Origin of the sequence: Reichenbachiella sp., assembly GCF_039941815.1 — a bacterium.
Classification (GTDB): Bacteria; Bacteroidota; Bacteroidia; order Cytophagales; family Cyclobacteriaceae; genus Reichenbachiella.
The window spans coordinates 203,959-218,721 of sequence record NZ_JBDVDW010000027.1 but is presented as its reverse complement, the minus strand read 5'-3'; the positions used below and the strand labels follow the sequence as shown (position 1 = coordinate 218,721).

Here is a 14,763-nt window from a genome sequence, read left to right as displayed (position 1 = left end):
TTGTATACTTATCGAATTGTTAGAGCCAATAACTGCTACTTGATATATGAACTTTAGAGCATCATTCTGCGATCCATTTAAACCAGACATAATTGAACTTGGTGAAATAGAACAAGATAAGATTATGGAGAATTTCGAGAAGATCCCTTGGGAGGAACTTCTGGAGAAAATGAAAACTACTAACGAAAACGAAATCCATTATTCCCCATCACTGGAAATAGAGAACAAAACTAACAGAAACGGACTATCCGTATCGGCAGTTGATGGAACAGAATGGTACATTTTCTTCAAGAGACCGAAATTGGTAAAAAAATGGTTTGGATTAGTAGAGAAGATGGACGACAACTACTTAACTGATGTAACAGGCCAATCGACTGATGACGTCAAGAACTGTCTTAATGCTCTAATTAACAACGACTTGGAATATCTGGAAAAGCACATTGGATAAAACTGGATCTAACAATATGTATGAAGGCATGTGCCAAAGTGCTTTTCGGCTGAACTCAGTGCGAATCAGCCGCTGAACAAAGTGCGGCAGTTTCTACCAGCACCGGAAAATCTCCGACTTTCTTCGGGGACGCCCAGTCACATGGTTGAAAAAAAGTAGTGATGAAAATCGAAGATTTTCCTAATTTGTAAACGAAACAAAATATACGTCAAGTATCAAGGATGATGGGTGGACGTTGTGAGGCATTACGGAAAATGGAAAAAGGACAAAAATTCGAATTAAAAACTTTCAACGGAAAAACAACAGCAAATAAAGACTGTTGCAAGAACGAAAACTATTGGCAATTAATTAGCACAACCGGAACACTTGTAAATTTTGCACATGAGCTGAATTTCCCAAACGAGAATAGAGTTCTAATACAATTTGATGTTGACGTTAAAGCAAAAGGATTAGAATGCCATAACGAGATTCCTAATGCTTTGTGGATTTTAACGTCTGATTTAAGCGCAATTAACATACAATGATCACGTCCAATTCATATGTTTATTTCGCTTTCAAAGGAGACGATTTTGATCCAATATACATTTCTGAAGACTCATTGTCTTTTGATTGAACAATACGCTCTCCAACGTTGTCTTTAATCCCATGCCAGTTCTACGGTAGATTTGACTTTTCTGCTTTCTGGCAGCACCGGAAAAATCTCTGATTTTTCCTACTTTGAATCCGACACTTTAACTTACACCAACGCCATAGGATATAGGCACACGTTGGCAATAATATAGACATGAAGAGATTAATACTTACCAACCTGCTGATCTGGATATTTTCAGCGGCGTTTTCACAAACAGAAAATAATACATTTAAAAATTTCGAAGAGTTCACCGCTGATGCCCCAACTGGAAAATACAATTTCCAAATTAAACAGAGAACAATCGGTAATGTGGTAATGATGGGAGGCGTAACAAATCATAGGTTAAAAAAAATCAAACCTTCTACTGATTCTGACAAACTCAACAAGTTCGCTTGGGGAGTTAAAAATGGAGATTCTCTATACATTAATAGCTACCCGTATTCTAAAATTTTGGGATTTAATAAAATTAGGGAACGGGGCTATTATTCCTATTTCATGGGAGAACCTGCAAGGACAAAACAGGAGCAACTGAATTTAGGAATGATCAAAGAAGGTGATCCAAGAATGTCAGTTTGCTGCTGGACTGGATTTGTAATATTGAACACGGGTGAAGTAAAACATTTAAGGCCAAAACTTGTTGGCGAACTTATCCAAGATAATGATGAATTGTATTCAGAGTTCAAATCGCAAATTCTGCAAATTGAGAATGTTCATGAAATGTTTGAATATTTGAGTAGATACAATAAGACAAAATGACTATTGCCAACATAAGCTATGAAATGCATGCGTTTTCAGTGCAAATTGAACTTCTGTACCAATTGAAAAGTCCGCCACAAGTTTTAAATTTAAAACAATGCGTGGCTATGTGAGAGACGAGAGGTTAGTGCTTTCTAATCCACACTCATAATAGCTAAGCGTTATCCTCAATACTTATCAAATCGTATGTTATTTGGAAAACCTAAACCTACCGTAACTTCTGAAGACCAAGAATGGATAGAAGATGCCTTCATATGGTTAGAAGAACAGTATGGTAGAGAATATCTGAAGTCATTAAAAATCATCGAACCAACAAAAGAGTTTTTTGACCATCAATTTACTGGTACCGAAGCGGATGCTGAATATGCATTGAAGAAGTTGACTGAATACATGGATCTGAAGGGAACCAACATTGAATTGTATTACTTCTCTGAATCTCCAATGGAATTTGAAGACGAAGGAATTGTCGCCACTCAGAACTCGAACGGAACTGGGACTCAAGATAATTATGCCCTCGGTACTTACTCAGAAGATGGACCCAACAAATTTGAAATCGGACTAGATCTCTCGCAATTAAAAGACCCTCAATCCATGATTGCTACTTTAGCTCATGAACTCTCACACATGGTTTTACTTGGCGAAGGTCGCCTTGAAGAAAACGATGAAGAGTTAACAGACTTAAATTGCATTGCGCTTGGACTCGGAATATTCATAAGTAACTCCATTTTTAACTTCCAACAATGGCAAGGCTCAAGTCACCAAGGTTGGCAAGCAAATAGACAAGGATATATTCCTGAAGAAGTGGCGGCTTATGCTCTCGCCCTTTTCAATAACTACCAGAACAATCAATCAGATTGGCATCAACACTTGAATAAGTCGATGACCAAACTTTACAAGAAGAACTTAAAGTACCTCCAATCAACAACGGATGAATTGCGGTTTAAATAAAAGAGGATAACATTCTGCGATCAAATCATGGTTACACTAGGCAAAGTTAAAGATCGAATTAGTGACTCAAACTGGTTTTTATATACCCTTAAGCTTGAAGAAAGCAAGTATTACATCGGAACAGCCATTGATCCTGAACAAAGATTCTCAGAGCATCAAGAACAAGGAAAGAATTGTTCAAGTTGGTGTAAGAAATTCAAAGCGCTGGAAATCTTGGAGGCTGCTGATACAGGGCTTAAGAGGATGAAAGATGCTACGCTATTGGAGGATATTTTAACCCTCAATTATATAAGGAGATATGGAGCAGCGAATGTCAGAGGCGGACGGTATATTGGAAGCGAACGTAAAGTTCAAAAATCCTCTGAGCAACATTTGAATAGAGGTTACATAACAGTGATGCATAGACTTCTCGAAAAATTCAATATTACATTTCACGAACTAAGTGAACTGGGTCTTAACGACTTTGTTATGGATAACAGGAATGAAGCATTTTTAAATAATCTCATAGTGATAACATCCAACTCAGAGAACCCGAAAACTAAACTGCTTGAAAAAATAACGAAAGCACAACAAACGATATAGCATATGCATCCACTTAGTTACTTGAAACTGATCTGCAAAATCGATACTTTAGTGGATATTTAATCAGTTCAGAGGCACGTGTCATATCTGAACGTTAGCGATAACAACTAGCCGTAAATTTTAGACATGGATATATCAACCATTAAATCAGCTTTTAAACCTTCGAGTGAAATTTCTGACCCAAATTTCTTCGCTGGTCGAAAGGAAACCATAAAAAAGGCAATAATTGACTTTCAAGATGATGGAGCCTTTATGGTCGTTCATGGCTTACGGGGAGTTGGTAAATCCTCAGTAGCTAAACAATTAAAGCTAATCGCTGAAGGAGATAAGCGGTTAATTAAAGCTTTAGAACTTGAAAAATTTGTTCCTCGCAAAGGATTTAATTATTTGACGCATGTAGTTACCTGTGATGGTAACACTAAAAACACTGAGTCCTTGTTGAGTAGAATCTTGGCTGGGGCTGATCAGAATCCGTCTTTATTCTCAAATACAAATGCGGGTATTGGGAAAATCCAGCAGCTAAAAACTAAATCATCAACAAAAGGCTCAGCAAAAATTGCAGGTCTTGGTGTCGAAGGGAATACTGAACAAGAAAAAAGTTACATTACCTACTCCACAGAAGACGTTTTTCAGCATTTCAAACAACTTCTTGGAATAGTTAGAAAGGACAACTTAGATAAGAACGGTATCCTATTCATAATTGATGAATTTGACGTTCTAAAGGATAAATCTGGGTTTTCATCTCTTGTAAAAACTTGCAGCAACGACTTTGTCAAATTCATGGTAGTAGGAATTGCAAATACTATTTCTGAATTGGTTGAAGATCACTCTTCTGTCGGAAGACAATTGAAAAGTGTTGACGTTGACAAAATGTCGGAAGATGAACTTTGGGAAATCATTGTAAAAGCCGAAAGATCAATTGGCAAAGACTTTGAATTCACAGATGATGCAGCTGGTTCTATAACTAAATCTGCCGACGGGTTTCCTTACTTCGTTCACCTTTTAGGAGGAGAAGCATTAATGAGAGCATTTGAAACAGGACAGTCTCAAATTGATAAAGAGCTTACAGAAGAAATCAAACATGATATTGCTAATGGAAAGCTTTATACGTTGTATGAAGAAATGTACCATGACGCTGTAAAGAACTCGCAACAGAGGGAAATATTACTAAAACTATTTGCTCAACGGCAGACTGATGAAATCTTCTCGGAAACAATATATTCAGAAGCAAAAGCAGACTGGGCTATAACCAACCCAACTCAGTTGATGAAGGAACTTACGAAAGCCGGAACCGAAACCCAAGGAGTATTAACAAAAGTTAGAGAGAAATACTATCGCTTCACTGATCCTGTTTTCAAGGTTTACGCGAATCTTCGAACCTTTAAATTTTAAATATCGCTAACATGTGCTATGAATGAATAGGACTTTATCAGTCAAGATAATTTCGTGAGGGTTGGAAAGTCCGCCACAATTAATAAATTTAAAACAATGCGTGGCTATGTGAGAGACGAGAGGTTAGTGCTTTCTAATCCACACTCATCATAGCTGTACAGTTAGCATCAAAAAGTGTCCATATGAAATTATTTACTCTCTTAGTTTTAGCATTTGTAATATCTTTTTCAGCATTAGGTCAGCCGAATGAATTCAAAAAAATCACGAGCAAGGTTGATACGGTAGGCTCGCTATCGAGAACTGGAAAAGTGGTACGAATTAGCTATCAGTTTTCAATAAAGTACTCAGGCGAACATGAAAACATTGAGACCCTTATGCAGTTCTGTTCTTCTGAAGTCCAATATTCAATTAGGCAAGAAGTATTGAAGTATGAACCTGATTCAGTTGAAAGCATAAAAATAAAGTCAAGTATTCAGCCAACACTGGATTCCGTATTTCTAACAAACAAGATTCAACTTTTGAAATTAACTCTGGAAAAACTATAATAATTACATGATGCCAACAAGAGAAAGGAAAGCATGGTCTTGCCAATTTTTAGAATATTTGGTGCTAGATTCATCACCCCCCTCTTGCAGATGACTTTCGGATTGGCTTTTAGGAATAGGCTAGTTATCTTCTTGTTTTTAACTAACTAGACAACCAGCCTTATCATTGGAGAGCATTATGAAGAACTGCATACTTTTCCTTTTAACTTTAGTAAACATTGGCAATTCCTGTTCAACAAAAGATAAATATCAGTTGACTGGTTATTGGAGTGTTTGTTATAGAGATGGCAGTTACCAAGAACATATTTTCAATGAGAACAAAATATATCTTTTGAATAAATTCACATCAAAAGATGATGTTGCTGTTTTTGAATACAGAATAAAAAATGATAGTCTAATGGGATTCGGGATAACAAAGAACACTGTTAAGGACACATTTCAATTGCACATAAATGTTGTTTCACCCAATGAAACTATTCTCTCCAATCAATACCTCCAGTATAACTTAGAGATGCTCAATGAGCAATATGACCTCCCTACAGGATCCAACGTAGAATTATGGGCTCAACAAGCCATCCCTAAATTTGCCACTCGAATGGCGGAGCGCGGATGTCTTGACATACGAACTGAAGAAGAAAAGATGCTTCCTGATCTAGGAGAAATAGAAGACGATTTTGATCCAATATACATTTCTGAAGACTCATTGTCTTTTGATTGAACAATACACTCTCCAACGTCGTCTATAATCCCATGGCAGTTCTGCGGTAGATTTGACTTTTCTATTTTGAATCCGACACTTTAACTTACGCCAATGCCACAGAATAAGACAGGCGTTGTAGCACATTAGCTCATGAGACACTTAACCATCATTTTCTTAATTCTTTTACCCAGCATGCTATTTGGACAAGAACCAAATTGGAGATTGAACAAGGTGAACAAAACAAATGAATTGAAATACGAATATTGGCTACATACAACGGCAACTATCGACCTAAGTGGGCTTGAACTAACAACAGACAAGGACTCAACAAAAGTCATAACTCAAACGCCTGTCGTTTACGAAATTCATTCGAAGAACGAACTTACAGAAGAAGATAAGGAAGCTATATTGACATGCATCCTTGAACATCAGACTGACTTTAACTCCAAATGTAGTGTCAGAAAAAAATATCAAATTTACGGGCAGATTTAGGGGGAAAATCAAAATTTTGAGACGCTTAAAAGAACATGCTACAACATGGTGTAGGCACGAATGCCCTTACGAGCTTCTCAAATCAATGAGCACCACCGCTCCTCGTGGAATCTCTAGAATACCGATAACGCCTGTCTGCTGACAGGCAGGCATTCGTGGTTCCTTAGCGGTATAAATCTGGGTTAATGGCTAAACCGACTTTTGCGGTTTTACGTGGATGGGTTATCTTTCTGCCATAGTCAAGCCTTTGGGGGCACTCGTCCTACACAGGCGTTACCTTCTATTATCGACTAATACTTTTTCCTATTTTGAAACAAATGAATAAATACAGAAAAATTAATCGGCCAAAAAAAAATGAATACCCTCCATATTCTCAACATTATTTTGACTTAATAAAAACTGATACTGATATACTACAAGAACTATATGAGAATTTTTTCAAGCTTAAAGAACTAGTATATTCTTTATCTGAAGAAAAACTGACTTTCAGATATGCTGAAAATAAATGGACTATTAAAGAAATATTAGTTCATAATATTGATGACGAGAGAATATTTGCCTACCGAGCATTGAGACATGCGAGAAATGACAGTACTCCTTTGCATGGATTTGAAGAAAAAGATTATGCGAAATACTCAAATGCGAATACAAGAAAATTAGATGACATCTTTGAAGAATACTGGAGTGTTAGATTATCTACTATATTATTATTTCAAAATTTACCGGAAGAATCTTTTTCGAGAAGGGGCAGCGGAATTGATACAGATGGAGAAGTTAAAAATGAAAGAACAGTTAGAGCTTTCGCTTATCATATAGCAGGTCATGAATTGAATCATATAAAGGTTATTAAGGAACGATATCTTGGGATAAAAGTCGATAAATTCCCTATTTAAACAGAAGGTAACAAATGCTAAAATGAATATGCAAACTGAGCCTTTTGATATGACAATGCGAACAGAAACTTTCCTGCCTCTAGCAACTGGCACTCATACTCATTTTAGTTGAGCGTTATCAGCAAGTACCAAAATGGACTCAAGCGAATTTCTCGAACAACTCAAGCAACGTTTCAACTCAATAGCCTTTGAGCGTAAGGAAACTGAACATGAACTTGAAGTACTTGTAGTAACTGAAGAACCAAAACCTTACAATTTCTACATCTGGATTGAAGGTGGGTGGACAATAATGGATATTGGAGCAACTTTAAAATCCGAACCATCAAAATATTTCTGGTATCAGTCTTGGGAGAACTTCTACGATGTTGATACTAAATGGATAGACGAACTCCTTGAAACAGCAACTGACCAACTTGAAATTCTCTTGAATAAGAAAACTAGAGTGATCCAACGGAAGGGACTCCTTGCCTCTTCATTTGAGTGCCAGTACATGAACTCCGAATGGGCGAAATTAAGCAAGAACCGAGCTTTACATTCGAACCTTGAATTGCCCAAAATAAGCGGACGAAAAAAGGTCTACGAATAAAGCTGATAACATGGTGTAGGCACGAATGCCCTTACGAGCTTTCTGAATCAATGACAGAATCATCACCACCGCTCCTCACGGAATCTCTAGAATACCGATAACGCCTGTCTGCTGACAGGCAGGCATTCGTGGTTCCTTAGCGGTATAAATCTGGGCTAATGGCTAAACCGACTTTTGCGGTTGTACGTGGATGGGTTATATTTCTGCCTTAGTCAAGCTGTGAGGGCACAACATCCTACATAGACGTTAACTTGAATTATCCGCTAAATGGAAAATAATACTAAAAATTCAAAAATATAGCTCCAAGAAGGGATAGACTACTCCTGGCCTACAAACTTGTAAGGCTACCAGCCCATACGGCATTCTTCATAGCCTCTTTTTTTACCAGATTCATAACCTGCCTGATAGCCAGCTTTTTTTCCTGCAGTGAATCCTGAGGAATATCCCTTCTCATGACCTTTACTATGGCCTTCCTCTTGCCCTTCTTGACTGCCCTGAAGTAATCCAGCTTCAAATCCGCTTTCAAATCCCTCCTCACGACCCAAGTTGAGCCCTTCCATTTTGCCCTGTTTGATTCCCTCCTGCAAGCCCTTTTCGTAGAATCCACACGAGGAGAGTGTAAAAGTCAGAAGAAAAATTCCATATACAGTGTAGTATTTCATAAGCTGAGTTGATTCTGAAATATAAATTTAACACGAATGGAATATAATTATACTAAGAAATTAGAATAACTGAAAAGTTTCTTGAAGAATGGACTTTTTGATGGAATGGATTGAATAAATAAAAAATGGGCACCATTTACGGTGCCCAAACAATATTATTTAATCGAGCTCTGCAACTGATCACTCTTTAGGTGTTTTTGGATCACCTGTTTTATTTTCGCTCTCGCAGATTCTGACTGATAGGGGTGCTCGCCGATCATTTCCTTCTCCAGGGCGAACAGACGCTGAAAAAGAATTTTATCATCCACTTTCATCTGAATAGAAATAGTTTTGTTCTGATCAAAAAGTTGATCCCAAACGGCTCTGACATCGGCCCAATAGATCTTGTTTTGTTCCCACCAGACCTTAGCCACAGTACATTTCGAATCATCCGTTTTCGTATAGGTATTCATTCCTTTTTCTTGCGCGAGGAGTGCATCGCCTGAATCATCGCGAATCACTTTGTCGTTGTCCTGTTCGTGAATCCAACCGAAATCCGTGATTTCCTGATGATTGGTTCTGGTCATGACGTTATAGTCTTTTCGTTTGCTGAACTCTCGGCGTGGCAGAGGAGCATCGGTTGTACTCTCCCAGTAGTGTCTTCCGTCTACATGCACCCAAGAGGCCGACCCTTCGTAGCGAGGGCCGTCGTCTACCTGATATACTTTCTGTGTCCACTGACCCTTTACCTCATCAGCTGCAAGCGCATTGTATTTCCAGGTATTGTCCCTATCGAATTGATACAACGCCGTGCCTTCATAAATCCAATCCTGACGCCAATGTTTGATTATCATGGTATCACCAATGACTAAGAGATGCTGCAGTACGATTTTATCCTTTTCATCACTGATCGGAAAGACATATTCCAATGCTCCCGAAGTATAATTTTCGTGAAACTCATAGTTCTGATCTGGCGCAAAGGTTTCCGCGAAATTGAATCGAATCTCATAACAGCCGCACATTGCTTTGATAGCCGCTATATCCTGTTTTTTTTGTTTCTGTCCGTAGGACACCGCAGTCCATAGGAGTAGACAGATTGTGATTGTTTTTTTCATAATTGTAAGTACTTACTTAGTTAAAAATGCTTTTTTAAGTTTTGGATACTCATAGGCGAGTAGTCCGAGATTTAGAATTAGATAAAATCCAGTCAAGACGAGCTCACCTATTTCATGAGGTTCCAGAAAGAGGTGAAAAAGAAAAATATTGAGTGATAATGGTACCAGCATGACTGCACCTAAAAGTGCGTAGCGCTGCGTAAATAGCAGTAGGCCGCAGAGGATTTCAGCTATTCCCAGGAAAGGCCAGAAATATTCTGTGCCTTTCAGCCCGCCAATCATGGCTTTGATTTTCACTACATGATCCGGGAGTTCAGTAGCCTGCTCCGTGGAAGACCGCGGAGTCTTAGGGGCAAATTTTTGTACGCCAGCATAGATAAATAGTCCGCCAAGCAGCATATTGATGACAAAGACTGCAATTTTTAATTTGTTCATGGCGTGATCAATTCATAGGTGAGTTCTGGGTAGCCTCGTTCACCCGAAGAAGAGGTCAACCGATTAAATTTCAATTTGTAGTAGTTGTTTTGAGCATCGAGAATTACAAAAAACCGATCGTCGTATAAGGCCGGTTCAGTACCTGGCCCACCGCCTATTCTCCAGTCAGAGCCCAGAGCGTTGATCTCACTACTAAAGGTTAGATTCGACAAATCTTCGGCTGTAATATCTGCATATGAAATATCGCTGATTAGCACCTTCGCTACTTGTGTCTGATAGCGGTTGAGTGTAATAAAATCACTGTATCCATATGGAATAAAACCTCCAAAATTCACCAGATTGGTATAGGTGCCATATTGAATGTCCCAACTCTCTTTTTCGGGTTGAACATCAGTTATACCTTCATCAAGGTCGAAAAAGGTGAAGTTGTAAGCGTCTTCCTTCGTAATGTCTGCTATAGAAATTTGGTCGGAGTCAATGTCAGCATATTCAATTTGGTAGCCGTTGTCCGCTCTGATGATTCTGATTTTCTTCCAATTTCTACCCTCGCCATCACGCTTCACTATGAAAATCTGATTTTCAGAATCTGTAGAAGCCACAGTGCCAATCGCCAGATCAGAGAGATCTCCATTGGGAGCATCCACCCAGTCGGCCGCGCCTATTGATGGGTCATACTGAGGGATAGCCATCTCAGACCCAAACCCAACTGTGTCCTCAGCGTTCACTTGAGTCAGATCGGTGAGGTCAAGTCGACGAGCCATAACATAAGCCCCACTATTGAGGATCACTTTGAATTCGTCCGGTTCAGAGGCAAAACCGAGATCCCACGAGTACTTTTCTACATTGGTTTGTTTGTTTTTACTCAAGTCAACGAAGGCCTGTAAACCAAAGGAAGCTCCACCAGCATTCAGTTCTATGGTACCGCTTTGGGCAATAAAATTTTCAGAAAAAACGACAGTCATTTCTGATTGTGATCCAAGCTCGAGCGCTTCATTTGCCGGCAAGCTGAGAACAAGTGATTCACTTTGTTCGATGTTTAGCCCAGCGCCTGGAAATACCTCCATCACCACTGATTCGTCACCTGCTGTATAGGGAATAGTTACGGTCAGGTCTGAGGCAGTTGGTAGTGTATAAAAGTCAGCCGATTCTCCATACGTCAAGGTAGTGCTGGATAAGTCGATCGAGATTGACCCATCAGCGGCCACTGGTCTGGAGAAAGAGATTTCTACGGCTACAGAGGCATCATTTTCTGCCAGATTGACCTCTTCGTTGGCAAAATTGACCCGGATGGGTGCAGACTCCTCTTCCTCACAAGCAGATATTCCCAAGAGGAGTAAGCCAGCAAGTAGGATTGAATTGGTAATTGAATATTTCATTGTTATTTAGAGAATTTATAGTTGATATTGAAAAAATAGGACCTGCCGTAGGCTACCGACGATTGACCATTGGAAGAGCTGCTATGAGCATTTCCACTGGTTTGGATGTTGGTCACAGCTGTGACGTCCAAAAGATTTTTAACCCCAAGGCTGACAGTCAGGCCAGGTGTGATGCCTCCAGAAAGAGTGAGATCCCATAAATGAAATCCCATCCTTTGCTGTAGCTGAAGCTCCGAAGTACCGTCGTCTTGAGTTACGTTGATGTACTGCTTGCCCGGCCCCGTGTATTTATAAAAGCTGGCAAGCGAAATACCTGTTTTGAAAAGATCAAGTTGGAGTGCGGACGTGACCTCAGGAGCGTACAAGTACTTAGGGACATCATGGAGTGAAGTCTGTTCGGAGAAGTTGTGATACCGACCGACATAGGAGAATCCTGTGCGGGCCATTATTGAACCATGTTCGTAGGTCACCCCTGAAGTATAACCGTGTGTTCTGAAATTTGAAACATTCATATAAGTAGTCGCCTCGTTTGGATTGTCAGGAGTGAAGTATCCAATTCGGTTGTTGATGCTATTGAAGAATCCTGCTACAGTAATTCGCCACTTTTTTCTCAGCCTATAGGTGAAGTCACCATTTACATTTTTTGAATATTCCGGCTCGAGTTCCGAGTTGCCGATTACGTTGTGATTGGCGTCGATAAATTCGTGGTAAAGCTCACGCAGCGAGGGTGCCCTAAATCCCTGGCCATAGCTCAATCTTAACTGCGCGTCAGTTGAAAAATCATATTTCAGATTTATTGAGGCTGTAGGACGGGTGGAGAAGGTATTGTTGTACGCCAACCTGAGGCCAGGTCGGATTTTTAATCTTTGAAGAATTATTTCTATCGAAGCGAACAGGCTGAGGTCACTCATCTGTTTTTCCCCATCGTTGAGCGTGCTTCCTGATGCCTTCTCAAATGTACCCTCCAGACCAACTTGTGTGTGCCATTCAGAGTCGCCGATAGACCACTGGGCGGCGTCGTTGAGTGTGTGACGAAAAAAAACGGTGTTGAAAGCGACGGTATCCTGACCTTCGGGAGTGGTGAAATCTGGTACTCCATCAACAAGGTACGATTTGAATCTATGCGTGCGTCTTTTAAACTGGGTATATGACAATACTGTGTGCGCAGCGCCTTGGCCTACTGGTAATTCAGCTTGAACCTGATGCATCCATCTGGAAGTCAGATAATTTTTGTCAAAGGCGTATGGATCTTCTTGTGGATTTGTTTGCTCGGCCGAGCCGTGGTTGAAAAGCTTTTCATTTAAGTAATCGAATCTATAGTAGATATTAAAATCTGATTGCTCATATTTCAAGGCGCCAGATTGAAAAAACTGATCTTTTGGATACCACAACTTATCCCTACCGATACCTGACCATCCACCGAACCGATAAACCCGGGACTCCGACTGCAAGGTCCAGGAGGGACTGAATCTATAATTTCCATTGAGAGATAGATTGTGAATGCCCTCGTTGATGAGTCTATACTCACGACCGACAGAAGCCTCATGCATCCGAATATCAAAGGAGATTTTTGAGGAATCGGGCTGTGTGGTGATGATGTTGACGACTCCGGCCAACGCATCAGCACCATAGTTGACTGCCATTGGACCTTCAATGATCTCTATTTTTTCGATCGCAGCTAGGTTGATTTGGCTTAGATCTATTTCGTTGTTGATCCCACTACGACCCACGATAGGTACTCCATCCAACAATATTTTGATGTTTTGTCCAGATATTCCTTGCAGACTGGTCGAAGAACTTCCGGTGGCGTTGTCTCTTTGAAATTGAAAATTGAGTTCGTAAGCCAGCACCTCAGGTAGAGATTGGATACCTTGTGCTGTCAATCGCTCCTTGTCAAGCACTCGTACGTTATAGACAGATTTTTGTACAGATTGAGGCATCAATTGGCCAGTGATTACTACCTCATCGAGCCTATGTTCCTTTTCCGAAAGCATGATTTGATGCCTGCCCTCCTGCGTTACAGTGTCTTTTCGTGTTTGAAAATTTACATGACTGGTCACGATTTGAAAAGGAGGTTTTATGCTAGTATGGACTTCTCCCTTTTGATCAGATACATGAAAGAATTGAGAATCCCCAGCGATTGAGGTGACCACCACAGAAGCATTACTTACAGGGCCTTGATCGCTACCTACTAGAATAGTTTGAGCATAGCTCAGTGTCGAGCAAAACAGGATCAAAAAAAGTAATGAAGAAGCGTTTGTCATAATTTCACTATTTAGAATAATTCTAAACAATGCAAATTTTAAACAAAGCGTTGAGGCGTGCAATCACCAATTTTGGGGAAAATAAACCTCCCTAGTACTAGTGAGGAGTCTACATAGCTCACTAGTGTTGGTGAATTAAGCCCGTTTAGACCTCATTTCATGATTAAATGAATAGTCCTTGCATTTTAAAACATAAGTTATACTTTTGCGTATGATAGTAATACTATTAAAAAAGATGTTAATGCTAGTATCCATATGTCAACATTAAATATAGTCCTGGGAGAACGGTACTTTAAAAAGGATCCTCAGTCTTCTGATTTGGGTAGAAAAATAGTAAGTGACGGTATTGTGGTTCTCGACGAGCTAGGTTTCGAAGAATTTACATTCAAGAAATTGGCCGAGCAGATAGACTCCACCGAAGCCTCGATTTATAGATATTTCAAAAACAAACACAAGTTTTTGGTCTATTTATCTACCTACTATTGGTCTTGGTTAGAATATGTTATCGAATTTGAAACACACCACATAGATGATTCAATTGTGAAGTTCAAAAGGATTATTGGCATAATATGTCATGCAGAAAAATTTCCTGATGCTTTGGATTTGCCTGGAGTAAATATATCCAAATTACGAAGTGTAATTGACAAAGAATCAGATAAGACCTATCTCAATCGTCAGGTCGACGAGATCAATAGCAAGGGCCTTTTTACTGGATACAAGAGTCTCTGTGCTAAGATTGCCTCTGTTGTAGAGCAAATCAATCCTGAGTTTCAATATCCCAAGGCTTTGGTCAGCATGATCATGGAGGCTTCACATCAGCAAGTGTTCTTTGCACAACATCTGCCCTCTCTTACAGAAATTTCTGGGATAAACGAGAAGTCGATGGAGGAGCAGACCGCTGATTTCCTTTGTCATACTGCCATGAGTTCATTAAATTAATTTTTATCACCTAATGAGTA

At 39.6% G+C, this 14,763-nt stretch carries 16 protein-coding genes; 11 read left to right on the top strand and 5 right to left on the bottom strand.

Going from position 1 to position 14,763, the window contains the following annotated elements:
* The first annotated feature begins 46 nt into the window (after nt 1-46).
* From ABJF11_RS06795 to ABJF11_RS06750, 10 genes are all read left to right on the top strand, one after another.
* Complete coding sequence (locus tag ABJF11_RS06795) at nt 47-448, top strand: hypothetical protein (RefSeq protein ID WP_348118961.1); 402 nt, start codon at nt 47-49, stop codon at nt 446-448.
* A 254-nt stretch (nt 449-702) separates the two neighbouring features.
* Nucleotides 703-972: a hypothetical protein gene (locus ABJF11_RS06790; RefSeq protein ID WP_348118960.1), complete on the top strand. Its 270-nt coding sequence runs from the start codon at nt 703-705 to the stop codon at nt 970-972.
* A 260-nt stretch (nt 973-1,232) separates the two neighbouring features.
* Nucleotides 1,233-1,835: a DUF6563 family protein gene (locus tag ABJF11_RS06785; protein ID WP_348118959.1), complete on the top strand. Its 603-nt coding sequence runs from the start codon at nt 1,233-1,235 to the stop codon at nt 1,833-1,835.
* A 186-nt stretch (nt 1,836-2,021) separates the two neighbouring features.
* Nucleotides 2,022-2,783 (top strand): hypothetical protein, encoded by a 762-nt coding sequence (locus ABJF11_RS06780; RefSeq protein ID WP_348118958.1) that lies wholly within the window; start codon nt 2,022-2,024, stop codon nt 2,781-2,783.
* Nucleotides 2,784-2,810: 27 nt separating this feature from the next.
* A complete protein-coding gene (locus ABJF11_RS06775) occupies nt 2,811-3,365 on the top strand; it encodes a GIY-YIG nuclease family protein (protein ID WP_348118956.1) in 555 nt (184 codons plus the stop codon).
* 126 nt (nt 3,366-3,491) lie between these two features.
* Nucleotides 3,492-4,757 carry a hypothetical protein gene (locus ABJF11_RS06770; RefSeq protein ID WP_348118954.1) on the top strand — a complete coding sequence of 422 codons (1,266 nt, stop codon included), beginning with the start codon at nt 3,492-3,494 and terminating at the stop codon, nt 4,755-4,757.
* A gap of 182 nt (nt 4,758-4,939) precedes the next feature.
* Complete coding sequence (locus ABJF11_RS06765; RefSeq protein ID WP_348118953.1) at nt 4,940-5,302, top strand: hypothetical protein; 363 nt, start codon at nt 4,940-4,942, stop codon at nt 5,300-5,302.
* Nucleotides 5,303-5,633: 331 nt separating this feature from the next.
* On the top strand, nt 5,634-6,020 hold the full coding sequence (locus ABJF11_RS06760; RefSeq protein WP_348118951.1) for a hypothetical protein: 387 nt from the start codon (nt 5,634-5,636) through the stop codon (nt 6,018-6,020).
* A gap of 791 nt (nt 6,021-6,811) precedes the next feature.
* On the top strand, nt 6,812-7,387 hold the full coding sequence (locus tag ABJF11_RS06755) for a DinB family protein (RefSeq protein ID WP_348118950.1): 576 nt from the start codon (nt 6,812-6,814) through the stop codon (nt 7,385-7,387).
* Nucleotides 7,388-7,520: 133 nt separating this feature from the next.
* Nucleotides 7,521-7,973, top strand: coding sequence for a hypothetical protein (locus tag ABJF11_RS06750; protein ID WP_348118948.1), 453 nt, complete (start codon nt 7,521-7,523; stop codon nt 7,971-7,973).
* Nucleotides 7,974-8,317: 344 nt separating this feature from the next.
* Here ABJF11_RS06750 and ABJF11_RS06745 read toward each other — a convergent pair whose 3' ends face one another.
* From ABJF11_RS06745 to ABJF11_RS06725, 5 genes are all read right to left on the bottom strand, one after another.
* Nucleotides 8,318-8,635 carry a Yae1 family protein gene (locus ABJF11_RS06745; protein WP_348118947.1) on the bottom strand — a complete coding sequence of 106 codons (318 nt, stop codon included), beginning with the start codon at nt 8,633-8,635 and terminating at the stop codon, nt 8,318-8,320.
* Between the two features lie 155 nt (nt 8,636-8,790).
* On the bottom strand, nt 8,791-9,729 hold the full coding sequence (locus tag ABJF11_RS06740; RefSeq protein ID WP_348118946.1) for a DUF6607 family protein: 939 nt from the start codon (nt 9,727-9,729) through the stop codon (nt 8,791-8,793).
* Between the two features lie 12 nt (nt 9,730-9,741).
* A complete protein-coding gene (locus ABJF11_RS06735; RefSeq protein ID WP_348118945.1) occupies nt 9,742-10,164 on the bottom strand; it encodes a DoxX family membrane protein in 423 nt (140 codons plus the stop codon).
* Entirely contained in the window at nt 10,161-11,540 is a 1,380-nt protein-coding gene (locus ABJF11_RS06730; RefSeq protein WP_348118943.1) for an HmuY family protein, read from the bottom strand. Before ABJF11_RS06730 ends, ABJF11_RS06735 begins: the two co-directional genes overlap by 4 nt.
* 2 nt (nt 11,541-11,542) lie before the next feature.
* Nucleotides 11,543-13,804, bottom strand: coding sequence for a TonB-dependent receptor (locus tag ABJF11_RS06725; protein ID WP_348118942.1), 2,262 nt, complete (start codon nt 13,802-13,804; stop codon nt 11,543-11,545).
* Between the two features lie 255 nt (nt 13,805-14,059).
* Between ABJF11_RS06725 and ABJF11_RS06720 the strand changes: the two genes are divergently transcribed.
* Complete coding sequence (locus ABJF11_RS06720; RefSeq protein WP_348118941.1) at nt 14,060-14,743, top strand: TetR/AcrR family transcriptional regulator; 684 nt, start codon at nt 14,060-14,062, stop codon at nt 14,741-14,743.
* The last annotated feature ends 20 nt before the right edge of the window (nt 14,744-14,763 follow it).

Coding starts and splice junctions, on each gene's coding strand:
- ABJF11_RS06795 (WP_348118961.1), top strand. CDS start 47: ATGAACTTTAGAGCATCATTCTGCGATCCATTTAAACCAGACATAATT.
- ABJF11_RS06790 (WP_348118960.1), top strand. CDS start 703: ATGGAAAAAGGACAAAAATTCGAATTAAAAACTTTCAACGGAAAAACA.
- ABJF11_RS06785 (WP_348118959.1), top strand. CDS start 1,233: ATGAAGAGATTAATACTTACCAACCTGCTGATCTGGATATTTTCAGCG.
- ABJF11_RS06780 (WP_348118958.1), top strand. CDS start 2,022: ATGTTATTTGGAAAACCTAAACCTACCGTAACTTCTGAAGACCAAGAA.
- ABJF11_RS06775 (WP_348118956.1), top strand. CDS start 2,811: ATGGTTACACTAGGCAAAGTTAAAGATCGAATTAGTGACTCAAACTGG.
- ABJF11_RS06770 (WP_348118954.1), top strand. CDS start 3,492: ATGGATATATCAACCATTAAATCAGCTTTTAAACCTTCGAGTGAAATT.
- ABJF11_RS06765 (WP_348118953.1), top strand. CDS start 4,940: ATGAAATTATTTACTCTCTTAGTTTTAGCATTTGTAATATCTTTTTCA.
- ABJF11_RS06755 (WP_348118950.1), top strand. CDS start 6,812: ATGAATAAATACAGAAAAATTAATCGGCCAAAAAAAAATGAATACCCT.
- ABJF11_RS06750 (WP_348118948.1), top strand. CDS start 7,521: ATGGACTCAAGCGAATTTCTCGAACAACTCAAGCAACGTTTCAACTCA.
- ABJF11_RS06745 (WP_348118947.1), bottom strand. CDS start 8,635: ATGAAATACTACACTGTATATGGAATTTTTCTTCTGACTTTTACACTC.
- ABJF11_RS06740 (WP_348118946.1), bottom strand. CDS start 9,729: ATGAAAAAAACAATCACAATCTGTCTACTCCTATGGACTGCGGTGTCC.
- ABJF11_RS06735 (WP_348118945.1), bottom strand. CDS start 10,164: ATGAACAAATTAAAAATTGCAGTCTTTGTCATCAATATGCTGCTTGGC.
- ABJF11_RS06730 (WP_348118943.1), bottom strand. CDS start 11,540: ATGAAATATTCAATTACCAATTCAATCCTACTTGCTGGCTTACTCCTC.
- ABJF11_RS06725 (WP_348118942.1), bottom strand. CDS start 13,804: ATGACAAACGCTTCTTCATTACTTTTTTTGATCCTGTTTTGCTCGACA.
- ABJF11_RS06720 (WP_348118941.1), top strand. CDS start 14,060: ATGTCAACATTAAATATAGTCCTGGGAGAACGGTACTTTAAAAAGGAT.